The organism is Sphingomonas sp. UV9, assembly GCF_004101245.1.
Taxonomy (GTDB): domain Bacteria; phylum Pseudomonadota; class Alphaproteobacteria; order Sphingomonadales; family Sphingomonadaceae; genus Sphingomonas.
This window is the reverse complement of record NZ_SCIN01000003.1, coordinates 254530-271339: the sequence shown is the minus strand read 5'-3', so window position 1 is coordinate 271339 and position 16810 is coordinate 254530. Positions and strand designations below refer to the sequence as shown.

At 66.0% G+C, this 16810-nt stretch carries 19 protein-coding genes; 7 read left to right on the top strand and 12 right to left on the bottom strand.

Features of this window, described 5'->3' with window-relative positions; genetic code table 11:
• Positions 1-426, top strand: coding sequence for a thioesterase family protein (locus EQZ23_RS13635; RefSeq protein ID WP_128454988.1), 426 nt, complete (start codon positions 1-3; stop codon positions 424-426).
• A 91-nt stretch (positions 427-517) separates the two neighbouring features.
• Here EQZ23_RS13635 and EQZ23_RS13630 read toward each other — a convergent pair whose 3' ends face one another.
• Positions 518-991: a helix-turn-helix domain-containing protein gene (locus tag EQZ23_RS13630; protein WP_128454987.1), complete on the bottom strand. Its 474-nt coding sequence runs from the start codon at positions 989-991 to the stop codon at positions 518-520.
• A 172-nt stretch (positions 992-1163) separates the two neighbouring features.
• Here EQZ23_RS13630 and EQZ23_RS13625 point away from each other — a divergent pair, with 172 nt between their 5' ends.
• Both EQZ23_RS13625 and EQZ23_RS13620 read left to right on the top strand, forming a co-directional pair.
• Positions 1164-3269, top strand: a complete 2106-nt coding sequence (locus tag EQZ23_RS13625; RefSeq protein WP_128454986.1) for a bifunctional (p)ppGpp synthetase/guanosine-3',5'-bis(diphosphate) 3'-pyrophosphohydrolase — start codon at positions 1164-1166, stop codon at positions 3267-3269.
• A 47-nt stretch (positions 3270-3316) separates the two neighbouring features.
• A complete protein-coding gene (locus tag EQZ23_RS13620) occupies positions 3317-4312 on the top strand; it encodes a glycosyltransferase family 2 protein (RefSeq protein WP_128454985.1) in 996 nt (331 codons plus the stop codon).
• A gap of 552 nt (positions 4313-4864) precedes the next feature.
• Here EQZ23_RS13620 and EQZ23_RS13615 read toward each other — a convergent pair.
• Positions 4865-5368: a class I SAM-dependent methyltransferase gene (locus tag EQZ23_RS13615; protein ID WP_276318486.1), complete on the bottom strand. Its 504-nt coding sequence runs from the start codon at positions 5366-5368 to the stop codon at positions 4865-4867.
• A gap of 273 nt (positions 5369-5641) precedes the next feature.
• On the opposite strand from EQZ23_RS13615, the gene EQZ23_RS13610 reads away from it, so the two are divergent.
• Together EQZ23_RS13610 and EQZ23_RS13605 are read left to right on the top strand one after the other, a co-directional pair.
• The gene (locus tag EQZ23_RS13610; RefSeq protein WP_128454983.1) at positions 5642-5917 is read left to right on the top strand and encodes a BrnT family toxin; all 276 of its coding nucleotides are present in this window, start codon (positions 5642-5644) and stop codon (positions 5915-5917) included.
• Positions 5904-6134 carry a BrnA antitoxin family protein gene (locus EQZ23_RS13605; protein WP_206364257.1) on the top strand — a complete coding sequence of 77 codons (231 nt, stop codon included), beginning with the start codon at positions 5904-5906 and terminating at the stop codon, positions 6132-6134. The genes EQZ23_RS13610 and EQZ23_RS13605 overlap by 14 nt, the downstream gene beginning before the upstream one ends.
• A 142-nt stretch (positions 6135-6276) precedes the next feature.
• Here EQZ23_RS13605 and EQZ23_RS13600 read toward each other — a convergent pair whose 3' ends face one another.
• Together EQZ23_RS13600 and EQZ23_RS13595 are read right to left on the bottom strand one after the other, a co-directional pair.
• On the bottom strand, positions 6277-7014 hold the full coding sequence (locus EQZ23_RS13600) for a class I SAM-dependent methyltransferase (RefSeq protein WP_128454981.1): 738 nt from the start codon (positions 7012-7014) through the stop codon (positions 6277-6279).
• 28 nt (positions 7015-7042) lie between these two features.
• Entirely contained in the window at positions 7043-7468 is a 426-nt protein-coding gene (locus EQZ23_RS13595; protein ID WP_240663572.1) for a GtrA family protein, read from the bottom strand.
• 90 nt (positions 7469-7558) lie between these two features.
• On the opposite strand from EQZ23_RS13595, the gene EQZ23_RS13590 reads away from it, so the two are divergent.
• On the top strand, positions 7559-9349 hold the full coding sequence (locus EQZ23_RS13590) for an AcrB/AcrD/AcrF family protein (RefSeq protein ID WP_240663571.1): 1791 nt from the start codon (positions 7559-7561) through the stop codon (positions 9347-9349).
• On the opposite strand, the gene EQZ23_RS13585 is transcribed toward EQZ23_RS13590, so the two are convergent.
• From EQZ23_RS13585 to EQZ23_RS13560, 6 genes are all read right to left on the bottom strand, one after another.
• Positions 9346-9966 carry a MarC family protein gene (locus EQZ23_RS13585; protein ID WP_128454980.1) on the bottom strand — a complete coding sequence of 207 codons (621 nt, stop codon included), beginning with the start codon at positions 9964-9966 and terminating at the stop codon, positions 9346-9348. The genes EQZ23_RS13590 and EQZ23_RS13585 overlap by 4 nt on opposite strands.
• Positions 9963-10853, bottom strand: a complete 891-nt coding sequence (gene folD / locus EQZ23_RS13580; protein WP_128454979.1) for a bifunctional methylenetetrahydrofolate dehydrogenase/methenyltetrahydrofolate cyclohydrolase FolD — start codon at positions 10851-10853, stop codon at positions 9963-9965. The genes EQZ23_RS13585 and folD overlap by 4 nt, the downstream gene beginning before the upstream one ends.
• A complete protein-coding gene (locus EQZ23_RS13575; RefSeq protein WP_128454978.1) occupies positions 10850-11161 on the bottom strand; it encodes a DUF167 family protein in 312 nt (103 codons plus the stop codon). Before EQZ23_RS13575 ends, folD begins: the two co-directional genes overlap by 4 nt.
• Entirely contained in the window at positions 11158-11460 is a 303-nt protein-coding gene (locus tag EQZ23_RS13570) for a YggT family protein (RefSeq protein WP_093398362.1), read from the bottom strand. Before EQZ23_RS13570 ends, EQZ23_RS13575 begins: the two co-directional genes overlap by 4 nt.
• A gap of 256 nt (positions 11461-11716) precedes the next feature.
• Entirely contained in the window at positions 11717-12634 is a 918-nt protein-coding gene (gene argB, locus EQZ23_RS13565; protein ID WP_128454977.1) for an acetylglutamate kinase, read from the bottom strand.
• Positions 12635-12837: 203 nt separating this feature from the next.
• Positions 12838-13485 carry a queuosine precursor transporter gene (locus EQZ23_RS13560; protein WP_128454976.1) on the bottom strand — a complete coding sequence of 216 codons (648 nt, stop codon included), beginning with the start codon at positions 13483-13485 and terminating at the stop codon, positions 12838-12840.
• Positions 13486-13624: 139 nt separating this feature from the next.
• Here EQZ23_RS13560 and EQZ23_RS13555 point away from each other — a divergent pair, with 139 nt between their 5' ends.
• The gene (locus tag EQZ23_RS13555) at positions 13625-14890 is read left to right on the top strand and encodes a nucleoside transporter C-terminal domain-containing protein (protein WP_128454975.1); all 1266 of its coding nucleotides are present in this window, start codon (positions 13625-13627) and stop codon (positions 14888-14890) included.
• 170 nt (positions 14891-15060) lie between these two features.
• Here EQZ23_RS13555 and EQZ23_RS13550 read toward each other — a convergent pair whose 3' ends face one another.
• Positions 15061-15615 carry a fasciclin domain-containing protein gene (locus EQZ23_RS13550; RefSeq protein WP_128454974.1) on the bottom strand — a complete coding sequence of 185 codons (555 nt, stop codon included), beginning with the start codon at positions 15613-15615 and terminating at the stop codon, positions 15061-15063.
• Between the two features lie 83 nt (positions 15616-15698).
• Positions 15699-16637 carry a diaminopimelate epimerase gene (gene dapF, locus EQZ23_RS13545; RefSeq protein ID WP_128454973.1) on the bottom strand — a complete coding sequence of 313 codons (939 nt, stop codon included), beginning with the start codon at positions 16635-16637 and terminating at the stop codon, positions 15699-15701.
• Positions 16638-16810: the final 173 nt, after the last annotated feature.

Below are 16810 nucleotides of genomic sequence, written 5' to 3'. Positions count from 1 at the left end.
ATGCGGCCGGGTTTCGCCTTCTCGACGCGGTTTCGCGTGCGCTATGCCGAGATCGACGGGCAGAAGATCGTCTTCAACTCGCGCTATCTCGAATATGCCGACGTCGCGGTGACGGAGTTCTGGGAATGGACCGGGATTGCCGAAGCCTTGCCCAATGTGTGGCCAAGCACCGAGTTCAACGTGCGGCGGACGGAGATCGATTACCTCAAGCCGTTCCGCCTCGGCGATACGGTCGAGGCGTTCGTGCGGATCGAGAAGCTTGGCACGACTAGCCTGACGAAACGCTTCGAACTCGCGGATGCGGAGACGGGGGAGTTGCATACGGTGATCACGATGGTCAGCGTGCACGTCGATCTGGAGACGGGACGCCCAGTGCCCCTGCCGGACGCGATCCGCACGGTGCTGGAAGAGTTACCTACTCGATAATCACAAGACAGCATGGTTCCCCCGCGAAGGCGGGGATCCAGACTGGGCTCCCGCCTTCGCGGGAGAACTAAGGAGGAAAGCGCGAAGGCCGTTACTCCGCCGCCTCTGCCTCCACACCGGCAACTTCCCCCGGCAGCGCCCAGATCAGGTCGTCCTTCCCCAGCACGCGCCCGTCATGCGCGCGCACCGAGACCGGCTGCAACGGCCGTCGATCGCGCGCATCCACGAGGATCGGGAACGCCGGCACGCATGTCTCCCACCGCTCGCCCCATTGCCGCAGCGCGATCATCGTCGGCAGCAGCGCAAAGCCCTTGTCGGTCAACCCATAGGCGATCTTGCGCCGATCTTCGGGGATAGGCTCGCGCGCGAGGATGCCGTGCTCGACCAGCCGTGCCAGCCGGTTCGCCAGGATGTTGCGCGCGATGCCGAGCTCCGACTGGAACTCCTCGAAATGATGCAGACCGTTGAACGACGCGCGCATGATCAGGAACGACCAGCGCTCGCCCATCGCCTCCAGCGCGGCGGGCAGGCTGCATTCCAGCAATGGTTCGCGCAATTTGCCCATCACGTCATCCTCGTCCGCGGGCGAACGTACCGCATAAGCCGCAGAAGCGAAACGCCCCGGTTATCCTGCGTTATGCGCCGCCGACTCGACGAATGGGTGATGCAACCATTTGATCACAGTGATCCGACGCTTTTTGTTGCCAAAAGTCCCCGCCCGGCCCCATCTATGGCGGGTGCTGCGACAATATGAGCTGGTCGATCGCGTCCTCGACTACGATCCCGACGCCGACGAGGCGATGCTGAACCGCGCCTATGTGTTCTCGATGCAGGCGCATGGGAGCCAGAAGCGCGCGTCCGGCGATCCGTATTTCAGCCACCCGATCGAGGTGGCGGGTATCCTGACCGATCTGCATCTCGATGCCGAGACGATCGCGACCGCGATCCTCCACGACACGATCGAGGACACGGTCGCAACGCCCGAGGAGATCGAGCGGCTGTTCGGCACGTCGGTCGCGCGGCTGGTCGATGGCGTCACCAAGCTCAGCAAGATCGAGGCGCAGACCGAGAACGAGCGCGCCGCGGAGAATTTGCGGAAGTTCCTGCTCGCGATGTCGGACGACATCCGCGTGTTGCTGGTGAAGCTCGCCGACCGGCTGCACAACATGCGGACGCTGCACCACATCGCGAAACCCGAGAAGCGCCGTCGCATCGCCAAGGAGACGATGGACATCTACGCGCCGCTCGCCGAGCGGATCGGCATGTACGAGTTCATGCGCGAGATGCAGTCGCTGGCGTTCGAACAGCTCGAGCCCGAGGCGTCCGAATCGATCAACCGCCGCCTCGAACAGCTGAAGAAGGGCGACGGCGACCGCATCGCCAAGATCGCCTCCGGCCTGAAGCTCGTGCTGTCGCGCGCCGGGGTCGAGGCGGACATTTCGGGGCGCGAGAAGCATCCCTATTCGATCTTCCGGAAAATGTCCGAGCGGCACATCAGCTTCGAACAACTCTCCGACGTGATGGCGTTCCGCGCGATCGTCCCGACCGAGGAGGATTGCTACCGCACGCTCGGGATCATCCACCAGCGCTGGCCGATGGTGCCGGGGCGGTTCAAGGATTACATCTCGACGCCCAAGCGCAACGGCTATCGATCGCTGCACACCTCGGTGATCCATGCCGACAGCGCGCGGATCGAGATCCAGATCCGCACCGCCGACATGCACGCGCAGGCGGAGTTCGGCCTGGCCGCGCACTGGGCGTACAAGCAGCAGATCAACGGCAGCGACCGACAGGTGAGCTGGATCCGCGACCTCGTCGAGATCCTCGATACGGCCGAAAGCCCCGAGGAGCTGCTCGAACATACGCGCATGGCGATGTACACCGATCGCATCTTCGCGTTCACGCCCAAGGGCGAGCTGATCCAGCTGCCCAAGGGCGCGACCTCGATCGATTTCGCCTATGCGGTGCACACCGATCTCGGCGACCAGGCGGTGGGCGCGAAGGTCAACGGCCGCGTCGTGCCGCTGTCGACGGTGATCGAGAATGGCGACCAGGTGCAGATCCTGCGCTCGAAGGGCCAGTCGCCGCAGCCGCAATGGCTGAACGTCGCGACGACCGGCAAGGCGCTCGCCGCGATCCGCCGGCATCTGCGCCAGAAGGAGCGGGTCGAGCAGATCGCGCTGGGCCAGAGTTTGTACGAGGACATCGTCACGCGGTTGCCCGCGCAGATCGGCACCGATGCGCTGAGCCACGCGCTCAAGCGGCTGAAGCTGCCCGACGAATCGTCGCTGATGGTCGCGATCGCGCGGCGCACGCTGTCGGATGCCGCGGTGATGGAGGCGCTGATGCCGGGCTCGGCGGGCGCGGACGTCACGCATGCGCTCGCACCGCAATCGAGCGCGATCTCGATCAAGGGCCTCACCCCCGGGGTCGCCTACGACCTTGCGACCTGCTGCCATCCGGTCCCGGGCGACCGGATCGTCGGGTTGCGTCGGCCGGACGCGGGGATCGAGGTGCATGCGATCGACTGCCGCGTGCTGGGCGAACTGGCCGAACGATCGGAGAACGAGACCGACTGGGTGGATGTCGCGTGGGGCGACGAGACCGAGGGCGCCGTCGCGCGGATCTCGGTGATGGTGAAGAACGAGCCGGGCTCGCTCGGCATCGTCTCGACGATCATCGGCGGGCACAAGGCGAACATCATCAACCTGCGGCTCGATACGCGCGACAAGAGCTTCCACACCAACGAGATCGACGTCGAGGTGCACGACGTGCAGCACCTGATGCGGCTGATGGCGGGGCTGCGCGCGGCGGATGCGGTGCACACCGTCGAGCGGGTGTAGAAACATCTGTCGATGACGGCGGGCGCAGCGGGCGCTAGACGGGGGCGATGAACCGTCCGTCCCTTTCGATCGTCGTCCCCTGCTACAACGAGGCGGCGTGCCTCGACATCCTGCATGCGCGCATTTCCGGCGCGGCCAAGGTCGCGGTCGGCGACGATTACGAGATCGTCCTGATCAACGACGGATCGCGCGACGACAGCTGGCACGTCATGCAGCGCCTCGCCGCCGCCGACCCGCGGCTGGTGGCGATCAACCTGTCGCGCAACCACGGCCACCAGCTCGCGCTGACCGCCGGGCTGGACCTGTGCGCGGGCGAGCAGATCCTGATCATCGACGCCGATCTGCAGGATCCCCCCGAACTCCTGTCCGACATGCGCGCGGCGATGGCGGCGAGCCAGGCCGACGTCGTCTATGCGGTGCGCCGCCAGCGCGCGGGCGAGACGGTGTTCAAGAAGGCGACCGCCGCCGCGTTCTACCGCCTGCTGACCCGCATGACCGAGACGCCGATCCCGCTGGACACCGGCGATTTCCGGTTGATGAGCCGGCGTGCGCTCGATGCGTTCCTGAGCTTGCCCGAGCAGGCGCGCTTCATCCGCGGGATGGTCGCGTGGATCGGCTTCCGCCAGGTGCCGTTCCCCTATGATCGCGCCGAGCGGCTGGCGGGCGAGACGAACTATCCGCTCGCCAAGATGATCCGGCTCGCCTTCGACGCCGTCACCGGTTTCTCGACCGCGCCGCTGCGCTTCGCCAGCCACGCAGGACTCGCCCTCACCGGCGTATCGCTGCTGCTGTTCGTCTACATCGCGATCGGCTGGCTCTCGGGCAGCGCGGTGCAGGGCTGGACCTCGACGATGCTCGTCACGGTGTTCCTCGGCGCGGTGCAGATGTTCGTGCTGGGCATGATCGGGGAATATCTCGGGCGGCTGTACGTCGAGTCGAAGCGGCGGCCCTTGTATATCGTCGCGGACGTCGCCGGCCCGATCCAGGGCAAAGCGACCTTGGGGTTCCGCGCGGAGCCGATCGAGGTCCCCCTCCCGGAATGAAGCGGGCGTCCCAGGCGTTTGAGTAACGCCCGTCCCCGATCGCACGCGACATGGGCCGTCGACACTACGGCGCAGCTTTCAGGACAGTGGAATCCGTTATCGAAGCTGCCGCGGCCACCTTCAGCCCAAAGGTTACGATAAAGTCACACCAAGGAGCGCTTCGCTGGACCATCGGGATCGGCAAGCGTGACGCTGCGCATGCGACGTCTGCCAGCGTCGCAGGTGCGAACGGTATCGACGGTTTGAAAGAGCCGAATACTGAGTGTGACATCGGCACCGCGTGTAGGACAGCGGAAAATGGATCGTTTTCGCGGCATAGGTTTTGGCCGAAGACACCCACTTGCGGATATTCAGGTCGTCGACCCGCGAACCCTGAGGCAGCCTTTCGTTGCGGGCGATCATTCCCGTTTGCCCATCTCCGATGCGATGTTTCGGGAAAGAGTAGTCGGGAATAGATTTCGGGAAAGCGGATGCCTTGAACGACTTTTGGAGCGGTCGACGTCGCGACGGTCCCTCTATGGGTTCGTTTGCGGGAAGGCCAACAGAGGCGCGTCAGATGGGTTTGACCGCCTCGTAATAGTTGTTCCCGCCTTCGTCGGATCGGCAGCCGTCTAACCGCAGCCCAACGCTGGTAAGATGCGCAGCATATGCGTCCGCTCCCAGCGACATTGATGCACGGCCCGTTAGCGTATCATTCCAACGGCAGACCTCACGTGGAGCGCTGAACAGAAATCGTCCGCCGGGTTCCAGCACATTAGCGACGCTGGTGAGAAGCTTCTGCTGGTCGCCCTCACCAAGCAGAAAGATGAGTCCGATCGAGATCACACCGACGAAGGTTCTGTCGAAGAAGGAACTGTCCTGAGCCGGTTTGCAGACCGCAGGCATGTCGGGAAGGTTGATCCTGTATGCCGAAATTAGCGAAGGTGATGCATCAACTCCCCATACGGAAAAACCAACGTCCACCAGCCCTTTAGCGATTGGCACACCGGAGCCGCATCCAATGTCCAAGATTGCAGTCGATCGCGGGAGACGATCTGTTGCCCATCCCAGAACCAACTCCGCCCCGACTTCAGAGCGGACGGCTATGAACTGGTCAGAGACTGCCTCCCAGCCAGCGGAGTGGTCCGTCGTCATCCGTCACCTCGTGATGGATCGCCCTTTAGCGGATCAGGCAACGGCGTGCACGATTCCCTTTTCTCGATCGAATTTCGGGAATGAGCCAACGTCGCCTGTCGATTGCGAACTGCTGTGACAGCAGGATGGCCGCCGCTCTTTTTTTGGGTGTACAATAATTGTTGTTGCCGTGATTAACTGGGTGTACGGAAATCCATGAAGATCGAGTCCGACCCTGCCAAGGACCGAGCGAATGCCGCCAAGCACGGCATGTCGCTGGTGGCAGCGGAAGGGTTCGATTGGGATACGGCATTGGAGCGCGAGGACGATCGTTTCAATTACGGGGAAGCTCGGTTCGTTGCCCTTGGTCTGATCGGTGACCGCCCGCACGTGCTGGTGTTCGCCGAAGGCTCTCACGAAGATGCGGTGCGCGCCATCAGCCTGCGTCCCGCAGAGAAACATGAGGCGAGGTTCTACTATGGGAAAGTTTGATCCCGAAATTCACGACGATAGTCCACCGCTCGATGCTGCGTTCATGGCTGGAATGACTCCGTCCCGTCGCGGTCGGCCAAAGCTGGAAACGCCAAAGGTCGAAATCAAAATCCGCTTGGATGCCGCAACGGTCGAGCATCTGCGTGGCAGCGGCCCTGGATGGCAGACCCGCGTGAACGCCGCGCTAGGCCAACTCGTCGAGTCGGGGCAAATTTAGCGACCCATCCGCCTCGAAAACGACCGTTTTCGGGGAAGCCGGCGCCGCGCCATGTCGGCTATCGGCACCAGCCTTTCCGTAAGCAGCCAGTCCGCGAACCAGCCGAGGCCGCCATTCCTGACCGCCCCTCTCGGCGAGTGACCTAACGCGGCACCGCGAGCGTCACGATCGAAACCCCCGGCGTCATCGGCATGCGGCCGACCAGATGCCGCTCAAGCCGGAAGATCTTCTCGAACAGCGCGTTCACCAGCTTGGGTGGCGGGGAGTCGTCGCTGTCGTCGCGGCCGGAGAGGCGTCCGGCGATCCGGGCCGCCGCCGCCAGCGGGAAGAGCAGCGAGTTGAAATAGCCGAGCTTTTCGGGCTTCAGCCCGGCCGTCTCGATCGCCGTCTTGAGCGTCGCCTTCGAGTAGCGGCGGTGGTGGTGGTTGACCGTGTCGTGCGCGCTCCACATCCACTGGTGCGCCGGGACCGCGATCAGGATCTTGCCGCCGGGGGCCAGGCAATCCGCCATGGCTTTGAGCGCGGCGACGTCATCCTCGATATGCTCGACGACGTCGAGCACCGCGATCAGGTCGTAATGGCCGCGGGGGACGCCGGGGAGTTCGGGCAAGGGTGCGGCGCCGACCGGCTTGCCGAGGCGTTCGCTGGCGATCTCGCGCGCGGCGGGGTCGATCTCGATTGCGTCGATGCTGCCGGACTCGGCGAACTCGGCGAGCATCGGCAAATTGTGGCCGGTGCCGCAGCCGATCTCGAGGATCTTCGCGTCCTTGGGCAACGCGCCGTAGCGGGTCAGGTAATCGGCGAGGATGTCGCGACGCGCGCGGTACCACCAGTGGGTGGAGTCGTGCGCGGCCATCCGGTCGTAGACGATGCGGTCCATCAGTAAGTCGTCCAGTTCGTTGGCAGCATCAGTTGAAAACCCAGAGACGGTTGAGCACGAAACTCACGATCGCGGCGAGCAGCACGGCGGGGACGAGCGGGATCCACGGGTGGAGGTGGAACAGCGCGGTGCCGATCCACGTGATTAGCGCGTTGAGCGAAAGCCCGGCGCCCTGGACGATCACGAACTTCACATGCCGGCCCGCGCCCGGCTCCTGTGCGTGCCCCTTGAAGCTCCAGCGGCTGTGCAGGAAGAAGCCGACGACCACCGCGACGGCGAACGCGAACGGCACCGCCGCCACCGCCTGGCGCGGCGGGAAGACGTAGGCGGTGAGCGGGAGGTAGACGAGCGAATAGACGACGCTGGAAATCCCGCCGGCGATGCCGAAGCGCACGAGCTGGCCGAGCATCCCGCTCGCCCGCATCTGCTCCATGTGTCGCCAAATCGCCTGCATGCCCGCCTTGTTCTTTACCGATACCGCGATAGAGCGGCCCCGAAGACAAGCCCGCGCATCTAGAGTGCGTGCGGGCAGGAGGAAAGCGTTTTGGATCAGGCCCCCGCTTCTCGGCAGCGCACGCTGCTCGACGAACTCGATCGGCATTGGATCGCGCTGACGCTGCTCGCCTGGGTGGCGGTGGCGGCGTGGTCGGTGTTCGATCGCTGGGGCCAGATCCGCTGGCTGTCACTCGGCGATACCGACGACAACATGCGCCTGATGCAGGTCCGCGCGCTGCTCGACGGCCAGGGCTGGTACGATCTGCGCAATTACCGGCTGAACCCGCCGGTCGGGTTCAACATCCATTGGAGCCGGATCGTCGACCTGCCGATCGCCGGGCTGATCCTGTTCTTCCGGCTGTTCACGAGCAACAGCTGGGCGGAGCGGCTCGCCTGCGGGATCGCGCCGCTGCTGCCGCTGTCGATCGCGATGCTGGGCATCGGCGCGACGGTGCGGCGGCTGATCAGCCCCTATGCGTGGCCGCTGGCGGTGGTGTTCATGGTCGGCGCGACGGGCACGATGCTGATGTTCATGCCCGAGCGGATCGATCATCACGGCTGGCAGCTGGCGATGCTGAGCCTGACGGTGGCGGGGCTGTGCGACACCAAGGGTCGGCGCGGCGGCGCGATGGTCGGGATCGCGAGCGCGGTGTCGCTGTCGATCGGCCTCGAACTGCTGCCCTATGCGGCGATGGCGGGGGCGATCATCGGCCTGCGCTGGGTATGGGACCGGGCCGAGGCGGAGCGGTTGTCGATCTATGCGCTGACACTGGGCGGCGGCAGCACGCTGGGGTTCGCGCTGTTCGCGTCGAACGCCAACCAGGCGATGCGCTGCGACGCGCTGACGCCGGTGTGGCTGAGCGTCATGATTGCGGCGGGGATGCTGTTGTTCCTGCTCGCGCGGTTCGGGCCGGCGTCGCGCGGGGCTCGGTTGGCGCTCGCGGTCGCGGCCGGCGCGGCGATCGTGGTCGGCTTCGCCTTGGTGTTGCCGCAGTGCCTGGGGCGGCCGGAAGGCGTTTCGCCTGAGCTGCAGCGCAACTGGCTCGACAATGTCCGCGAGGCCAAGCCGATCTACAAGCACAGCTTCCGCGTCGGGTTCGCGCTGGCGACGTTGCCGATCATCGGCCTGATCGGGGCGATCTTCGCGGCGGTGCGCGCGCGGCGCGATCCGCGCGCGGTCGGCTGGGCGGCGGTGGCGCTGTTCACCGCGTTCGCCTGCGCGATGCTGTTGTGGCAGGTCCGCGCCGGGCCGGCGGCGCAGTTGCTGGCGATTCCGGGGGCGACGGCGCTGGGCTGGCTGATCCTGCCGCGGCTGCTCGGCAATCGTTCGATCGCGGTGCGCGTCGGCGGGACGGTCGCGGCGTTCCTGGTCGTGTCCGGGCTGTTCGCCGGGATGGTGATCAAATACCTGCCGATCGACCGGCCGAAACCGTATGAGAAGCGCGTCAATTCGGCGACCGGCAATTGCCTGCGGACGACCGTGCTGCTCGCGCTGAACAAATATCCTGCGCAGACGATGTTCACCTTCGTCGACATGGGGCCGCGGCTGATCACGATCACGCATCACGACGCGATCGCCGGGCCGTATCACCGTAACGGGGACGCGATCCTCGACGTGCAGCACGCGTTCGGGCGGACGCCGGACGAGGCGCATGCGATCATCAAGCGACACGGCGCGACGATGCTGTTGCTGTGCCCGAACGCGGCGGAATCGACCAACTACAAGGCGCGCAGCCCGAACGGCTTTTATGCGCAGATGGCGAGGAACGAGGTGCCAGCGTGGCTGACGCCGCTGCCGTTGCCGCGTAAATCGCCGTTGCGGTTGTTCAAGGTGGACTAGCGCAGGACCTCGGTCAGCCCGTCGATTACGAACTGCACGGCGAGCGCGGCGAGCAGCACGCCGAGCAGTCGCGTGATCACCGCCTCGATCTTGGCGCCGAGGATCCGCATGATCGGGCCTGCTGCGAGCAGCGCGACCAGCGTCAGCAGCAGGATCGTCACCATCGCGCCGAGCACCACGAGGCTGCGCTCGATCCCGCTGTTGCGGCTCATCAACAGCATCACCGACGCGATCGAGCCGGGGCCGGCGATCATCGGCATTGCCATCGGGAAGATCGAGACGTCCTCGGCCTCGGGATCGCTCGCCACCTTGGCGGCACGATCCTCGCGGCGCTCGGTGCGCTTTTCGAACACCATTTCGAGCGCGATCAGGAACAGCATGATGCCGCCGGCGATGCGGAAGCTGGCCAGGCTGATGCCGAGGCCCTTGAGCAAAGCTTCGCCGAACAGCGCGAACACGAACAGGATCAGCGCGGATACGCCGACTGCACGGATCGCCATCGCCCGCTTCTGGAGGGACGAGGCGCTCGCCGACAGCCCCGCATAGATCGGCGCGCAGCCGGGCGGATCGATGACCACGAAGAACGTGATCAGCGACGAGATATAGAGTTCGATCATGCGGTGCCTCCGTCGATGCGCGCGATATCGATCGCGACGCCTTCGCGATGCCCGGCGGAGACCAGCGTATTGCGGAGCAGGCACGCGATCGTCATCGGACCGACGCCGCCCGGCACCGGCGTGATCGCGCCGGCGACCTCGACCGCGCTCGCGAAGTCGACGTCGCCGACGAGACCCGTATCGGTGCGGTTGATGCCGACGTCGATGACGGTCGCGCCCGGCTTGAGCCAGTCGCCCTTGATCATCTGCGGGATACCGACCGCGGCGACGACGATGTCCGCGCGGCGGATGTGCGCGGGGACGTCCTTTGTGCGGCTATGGACGATGGTGACGGTGCAGCTCTCGCGGAGCAGCAGTTGCGCCATCGGCTTGCCGACGATGTTGGAGCGGCCGACGACCACCGTTTCGAGCCCGCTGAGCGAGGGCAGTACGCTTTTGAGGAGCAATATGCAGCCGAACGGCGTGCAGGGCACGAACCCCGGCAGGCCGGTGGCGAGACGGCCGGCGTTGATCGGGTGGAAACCGTCGACATCCTTGTCGGGGTCGATCGCGGATATGACCGCTTGCTCGTCGATATGCTTGGGCAAGGGCAGCTGGACGAGGATGCCGTCGATCGCCGGATCGGCGTTGAGCGTCGCGACCAGTGCCAGCAGGTCCTCGGCGGGCACGTCTGCGGGGAGCCGGTGTTCGATGCTCTCCATGCCGGCTTCGCGCGTGGCCTTGCCCTTCGACCGGACATAGACGTTCGAGGCGGGGTCCTCGCCGACCAGCACCACCGCCAGGCCGGGCGCTCGGCCCGTTTGTGCCCGGAAGGCGGTGACGCCGTCTGCGATACGGGCCCGGAGGCCGGCGGCGAAGGCCTTGCCGTCGATGATGGTCGCGCTCATGCCCGCGGCCCATAGAGCGCGGACGCGATTTCCGCCAGCACAGTGGCATCGCCCGCGATGTGGAGGCGCTTCAGCCTGGCGGTGTCGCCCGAAATTATCGTGACGGCACGCTTGGGTACGCCGAAAGTCTTTGCCACGAGGACGACCAGCCCGGCGTTCGCGGCCCCATCGACGGGCGCCGCCGCCAGTCGCGCGGCGAAATGCTCGGCGGTTCCCGCGGCGAGCGCATCGCGACCACCGCGCGGGGTTACCCGGACGGCGATCGCCAAGCCGTCATCGACGGCGCGCCACGCAGCGGGGCCGCTCAATAGGCTGCGACGAGATAGTTCTGGGCGATGTTCGGGATCACGATGTTGGTCAGGATATAGAGGATCAGCAGCACGACCAGCGGCGACAGATCGAGCGCGCCGAAATCGGGCAGGATGCGGCGGATCGGACGGTAGAGCGGCTCGGTGATCTTCTGCAGCGCGTTCCAGACCGTGCGGACGAAATCGCTATGCGTATTGATGACGTTGAATGCGATCAGCCACGACAGGATCGCCTGGATGACGATGACCCACCAGACGAGGTTGAGCAGCAACTGGACGATCTGAAGAAGGGCGATCAAGGCAAGGGTCTCCGCTGGGTGTATTGCCGATATAGGGGGGCGACGGGGGAACGAGAAGCCCTGCGTCGGTGATCGTTACCCCAGCCGCCCTCACCCAGCCCCACCCCGTCACCCCAGCGCACGCTGGGGTATCCCCGTAGGCGGGCGCGCGGCTCGAACTGGAAGATCCCAGCTTTCACTGGGATGACGACGTGGGGTTTGGCGTCGGGTGGGGGTCGGGTGACGGATGGGCAGGAAAACTCAAGCCTCGTCGTCCCTACCGCGGCCGGCCCTTCGCGCTCACCAGCGTGCCTGCGCCTTGCTTGGTGAAGATCTCCAGCAGCATCGCGTGGGGGACGCGGCCGTCGATGATCACCGCGGCGTCGACGCCCGAGCCGACCGCCGCGACGCACGTCTCGAGCTTGGGGATCATGCCGCCGGTGATCGTGCCGTCGGCGCGCAGTTCGGCGATCTTGGCGGGGTCGAGGTCGGTCAGCAGCTCGCCCTCCTTGTCGAGCACGCCCACCACGTCGGTCAGCAGGAAGAAGCGCGCGGCGCCCATCGCCGACGCGATCGCGCCGGCCATCGTGTCGGCGTTGATGTTGTAGGTGTGGCCGTCGGCACCGATGCCGATCGGGGCGATCACCGGGATGATGTCGGCCTTGATCAGCGTGTCGAGGATCGTCCGGTCGACCGCGATCGGCTCACCGACGAAGCCGAGATCGACGTGCCGCTCGATCCCCTGGAGCTTGTCGGGCTCGCGGCCGTGGCCGACCTTCTGCGCGAGGACGAGGCCGGCGTCCTTGCCCGAGATGCCGACCGCGCGGCCGCCGGCCTGGCCGATCCACCCGACGATTTCCTTGTTGATCGAACCCGCCAGGACCATCTCGGCGATCTGCGCGGTCTCGGCGTCGGTGACGCGGAGACCATCGACGAAGCGCGATTCGACGCCCAGGCGCTTGAGCATCGCGCCGATCTGCGGGCCGCCGCCATGGACGACGACCGGGTTGATGCCGACCGCCTTCAGCAGCACCATGTCCTCGGCGAAATCGCGCTGGAGCTCGGGGTCGCCCATCGCGTGGCCGCCATATTTCACGACAAACGTCTTGCCGGCGTAGCGCTGGAGATAGGGCAGCGCCTCGGTGAGCGTTTCCGCCTTGGCGAGCAGGGCGGGATCGGGCGTGTGATCGGTCATGGCCGCGCTTTAGCCAGTCGCGATCCATTCGTCATCCGGTGAACGTGTGCGCCCTCCCCGTCATCCCGGCCCCCTTCCCCGTCATCCCAGCGAAAGCTGGGATCTCCCGGTTCAAGCCGGGCGCCTGCCAACGGGGATACCCCAGCTTTCGCTGGGGTGACGGGCATAAGGTGGGGACGAAAGGCCTTACGTGTCGAGACGGTTCAAACCCGGTCCAGCCGCCGGCCCAGTCGCACGAAGAAGGTGATCATGAACGGCACCAGCACGATCGACAGGACGACCTTGGTGAGCATCTGCCCTTCCATCAACGCGAGGATCGGGCGCTCGCCGAGGAACGAGATGGTGATGAACAGGATCGTGTCGATGATCTGCGAGATAATGCTCGCGATCATGCCGCGGAGCCACACCAGCTTGCCCTCGCCGCTGCCGACCTGACCCGACAGCTTCGAGAAGATCAGCACGTTGAGCGTCTGCGAGATTCCGTAGGAGATCAGCCCGGCGATCATCATCCGCGAGCTTTGGCCGACCACGATCGGGAACGCGTCGATCGCGGGCGGGTACATGCCCGGATCGTGCGGCAGCGCCAGCACCAGGTGGATCAGCGCCGCCGACACCAGCAGCGGGATGAAGCCGAGGCGCACCAGGAACGTCGCGGTCTTCTGGCCGTGCAGCTCGGAAATGGCGCTGCTCAGCACCACCAGCAGGAGGAAGCCGAAGATCCCCGCCTCCACCGCGAGCGGCCCGAGCGCGACCTGTTTCACCCCCAGCACGCCGGCGATGCACACCATGCCGCCGTACAGGACCGAGAAAACGAAGAGCGAACGCGGGAACGCGGGAATAGGCTTGTCCATCGCCCGGGACGCTAGCGCAAACCGCCGCGCCGTCAAATGACTAGCCCTCAAATGACTGGCGAGCGCCGCGCACCCGTGTCATGTCGGCAGCTTGCGCGGCCGGGGGGCGGCGCGTGTCAGTCAAAAATGCAGGGCGTCCATGGAAAGACTAGTCATCGGCCTTGCAGGCATCGCCGTCATTCTGGGCATCGCCGTGCTGCTGTCGAGCGACCGCCGCGCGATCCGCCTGCGCATCGTCGGCGCCGCGTTCGCGTTGCAGGCCGGGATCGCCGTCCTCGTGCTGTATTCGAGCTTCGGCAAGGTCGTGCTCGGCGAGATGTCCGGCGGCGTCGCCAACCTGCTCGGCTATTCGCAAAAGGGCACCGAGTTCCTGTTCGGCAAGATGGCGACGCCAGAGATCGGCGGCCAGAGCTTCGCGATCGCCGCGCTGCCGGTGATCATCTTCTTCGCCAGCCTCGTCTCGATCCTCTATTATCTCGGTATCATGCAGTTGGTGGTGCGCTGGGTCGGCGGCGGGATCGAGAAGGTCATCGGCGTCTCGAAGGTCGAATCGCTGTGCGCGGCGGCCAACATCTTCGTCGGGCAGAGCGAATCCCCGCTCGTCATCCGGCCGTATCTGGCTGGCCTTACCCCGGCACAGCTGTTCACCGTGATGACCAGCGGCATGGCCGGCGTCGCGGGGACGATCCTGGCCGCCTACGCCTCGATGGGGATCCGGATCGATTATCTGCTGGCCGCCAGCTTCATGGCCGCGCCGGGCGGCATCCTGATGGCCAAGATCATCATGCCCGACCGCATCACGCCGCCCGAGGGCGAACTCGCGCTCGGCGACCTGCCGGGCGAATCGTCTGCGGGCGAGCCGATGCCGCAAGCCACGCACGACGAGGAAAAGCCGGCCAATCTGATCATGGCGGCAGCCCAGGGCGCGCAGACCGGCGTGCGTCTTGCGGTGGCGGTCGGCGCGATGGTGCTGGCGTTCGTCGCGCTGGTGGCGCTTGCGAACGGCCTGCTCGGCGGGCTCGGCAACATGATCGGGCTGCCGGGGCTGAGCTTCCAGGGGCTGCTCGGCTATGTCTTCGCGCCGATCATGTTCCTGCTGAACGTGCCGTGGAGCGAGGCGGGGATCGCCGGCGGACTGTTCGGACAGAAGATCGTGCTGAACGAATTCGTCGCGTACATCTCGCTCGGCACGCAGCAGGGCCTCAGCCCGCGGACGATCGCGGTCATCACCTTCTCGCTGTGCGGTTTCGCGAACTTCTCGTCGATCGCGATCCAGATGGCGGTGACCGGCAGCCTCGCGCCGAACCAGCGACCGATGATCGCCAAGCTCGGCCTGCGTGCGCTCGCCGCGGGGAGCCTCGCGAACCTGATGTCGGCCGCGCTCGCTGGCCTGCTGATCGGCTGACTTCTACGGTCATCCTGACGAAAGTCAGGATGACGGAGGTCAAGACGCCTCTGCCGAGCCGACACGGCCTGCTGAAACGCAATCGGGCCCGTCACCTTTCGGCAACGAGCCCGACGATGGCCGCCTCGCGGGGGAGGACGAGACGGCTATGCTGTCGCGGGATACCGGATTTACGGCAGCATCACCGTGTCGATGACGTGGATCACGCCGTTCGACTGCATGACGTTGGCGATCGTGACGCGACCCTTGTGGCCCTTGCCGTCCATGATGCCCCAGCCGCTGCCGGCCTTCTTGAACATCAGCGGCTCGCCCTGCACGGTGGTGTAGGTCGCGGTGCCGCCGTTCGCCTTCGCCTTGGCGGCGATGTCGGCGGCGGTGATCGTGCCGGGGACGACGTGGTAGGTCAGCACGGCGGACAGCTGCGCCTTGTTCTCGGGCTTGAGCAGCGTGTCGACGGTGCCGGCCGGCAGCTTCTTGAACGCGGCGTTGGTCGGTGCGAACACCGTGAACGGGCCGGGGCCCGACAGCGTCTCGACGAGGCCGGCAGCCTTCACCGCGGCGACCAGCGTCGTGTGATCCTTCGAATTGACGGCGTTCTCGACGATGGTCTTGGTCGGATACATTGCGGCGCCACCGACCATTGGATTGGTCTGGGCGGCGACGATCGCGCTACCGCTGACGGCAATGGCGGCGGCGACGATCGCGGTACGAAAAATGGGATTCATGGCAGGCTCTCCTTCACGGCGCCGTTCGTCCGGCGCAACTGCTAGAAGATACGGCCGGATCGGAATAATGATGCAGCCGCGTTTCAGATCGTTGCCAGAAGCCTGTCCCAAGCCGCGATCTCATCGTCATGCCGCGTCGTGATGGTCAGGTCGGTTGCCGTCGCCGTCGCGAGATCGACCTCGATCGATCCGCTCCATTCGAACGTCGCATTGCCCGACAGCGTGACCATCGCCGCCTCGCTCGCCTCGGCGCGGACGAGCCCGCCCTTGTTGAAGACGGTCGTCGGCGTGTCGTACGCGATCCGTCCGGTCAGGCACGCGGCATAGGTCGATGCGGCCATCGCGCTGCCGCAACTGTCGGTCAGCCCGACCCCGCGCTCGAAGGTGCGGACGAACAGATCCGCACCGCGGACCTCGACGAAGCTGACATTGGCGCGGTTGGGCAGCCAGTCGGGCGCGGCCTCGCATACCGCGCCGACGCGGACGAGCTCGGCTTCGTCGATCGCGTCCACGAACGTCACGAGATGGGGATTGGGCATGGCCACGGCGGTGAAGGCGCGGGCCGTGGGCAAGCCGGCGATCGGCTGGTCGACGACGCGATCCGCACCCGCCTCCATCGGCCAGGCTTTGACGTCGAGCGACGCCGGCCCCGCGATCTCGCGCACCGTGAACACGCCCGGCGCGATATCGGCATCGTGCACGACGACCGCATCGCTGGTCTTGAGCAACGCCGTTGCGGTCTCCACGCCGGTCGCCGCGAACCCGGCGCGTGCCACGCACCGCAGGCCGTTGAGGCACGTCTCGGACTCGCTGCCGTCCGAATTGAACATCCGCATGCCGAATGCGTGGGTCTCGTCGCCGGCGCTGAGCAACAGCAGGCCATCGCCACCAACCGGCCCGTCGCGGTCCGCGAGCGCACGCGCGACCGCAGCCCAAGCGGCATCGTCGAGCGTCGACGCACGCGCGTCGATCAGGGGGAAGTCGTTGCCGGAGCCGTGGCATTTGATGAGGTCGAAGCGCATGGCTGCCACTTAGTGCCGCGGGGCCGGCAAAGCGAGTGCGGGTCGGGGTCGCGATTGCGCTGGTTTAGGCTGACACGCTGGGAAGGCGTGCGGCCTGCACGCTACCTCGACCGCGCAGAGCTCGCCGCCCGGATCGCCCTTCGATCCTCCCCCGCCAGGGGGAGGTGGCTGGC

Excerpts from the sequence above, each read along its gene's own strand:
- EQZ23_RS13595 (WP_240663572.1), bottom strand. The coding sequence starts at position 7,468 with ATGCAGGCGATTTGGCGACACATGGAGCAGATGCGGGCGAGCGGGATG.
- EQZ23_RS13560 (WP_128454976.1), bottom strand. The coding sequence starts at position 13,485 with ATGGACAAGCCTATTCCCGCGTTCCCGCGTTCGCTCTTCGTTTTCTCG.
- EQZ23_RS13635 (WP_128454988.1), top strand. The coding sequence starts at position 1 with ATGCGGCCGGGTTTCGCCTTCTCGACGCGGTTTCGCGTGCGCTATGCC.
- EQZ23_RS13600 (WP_128454981.1), bottom strand. The coding sequence starts at position 7,014 with ATGGACCGCATCGTCTACGACCGGATGGCCGCGCACGACTCCACCCAC.
- EQZ23_RS13620 (WP_128454985.1), top strand. The coding sequence starts at position 3,317 with ATGAACCGTCCGTCCCTTTCGATCGTCGTCCCCTGCTACAACGAGGCG.
- EQZ23_RS13555 (WP_128454975.1), top strand. The coding sequence starts at position 13,625 with ATGGAAAGACTAGTCATCGGCCTTGCAGGCATCGCCGTCATTCTGGGC.
- dapF (WP_128454973.1), bottom strand. The coding sequence starts at position 16,637 with ATGCGCTTCGACCTCATCAAATGCCACGGCTCCGGCAACGACTTCCCC.
- EQZ23_RS13610 (WP_128454983.1), top strand. The coding sequence starts at position 5,642 with ATGAAGATCGAGTCCGACCCTGCCAAGGACCGAGCGAATGCCGCCAAG.
- EQZ23_RS13550 (WP_128454974.1), bottom strand. The coding sequence starts at position 15,615 with ATGAATCCCATTTTTCGTACCGCGATCGTCGCCGCCGCCATTGCCGTC.
- EQZ23_RS13630 (WP_128454987.1), bottom strand. The coding sequence starts at position 991 with ATGGGCAAATTGCGCGAACCATTGCTGGAATGCAGCCTGCCCGCCGCG.
- folD (WP_128454979.1), bottom strand. The coding sequence starts at position 10,853 with ATGAGCGCGACCATCATCGACGGCAAGGCCTTCGCCGCCGGCCTCCGG.
- EQZ23_RS13605 (WP_206364257.1), top strand. The coding sequence starts at position 5,904 with ATGGGAAAGTTTGATCCCGAAATTCACGACGATAGTCCACCGCTCGAT.
- EQZ23_RS13585 (WP_128454980.1), bottom strand. The coding sequence starts at position 9,966 with ATGATCGAACTCTATATCTCGTCGCTGATCACGTTCTTCGTGGTCATC.
- argB (WP_128454977.1), bottom strand. The coding sequence starts at position 12,634 with ATGACCGATCACACGCCCGATCCCGCCCTGCTCGCCAAGGCGGAAACG.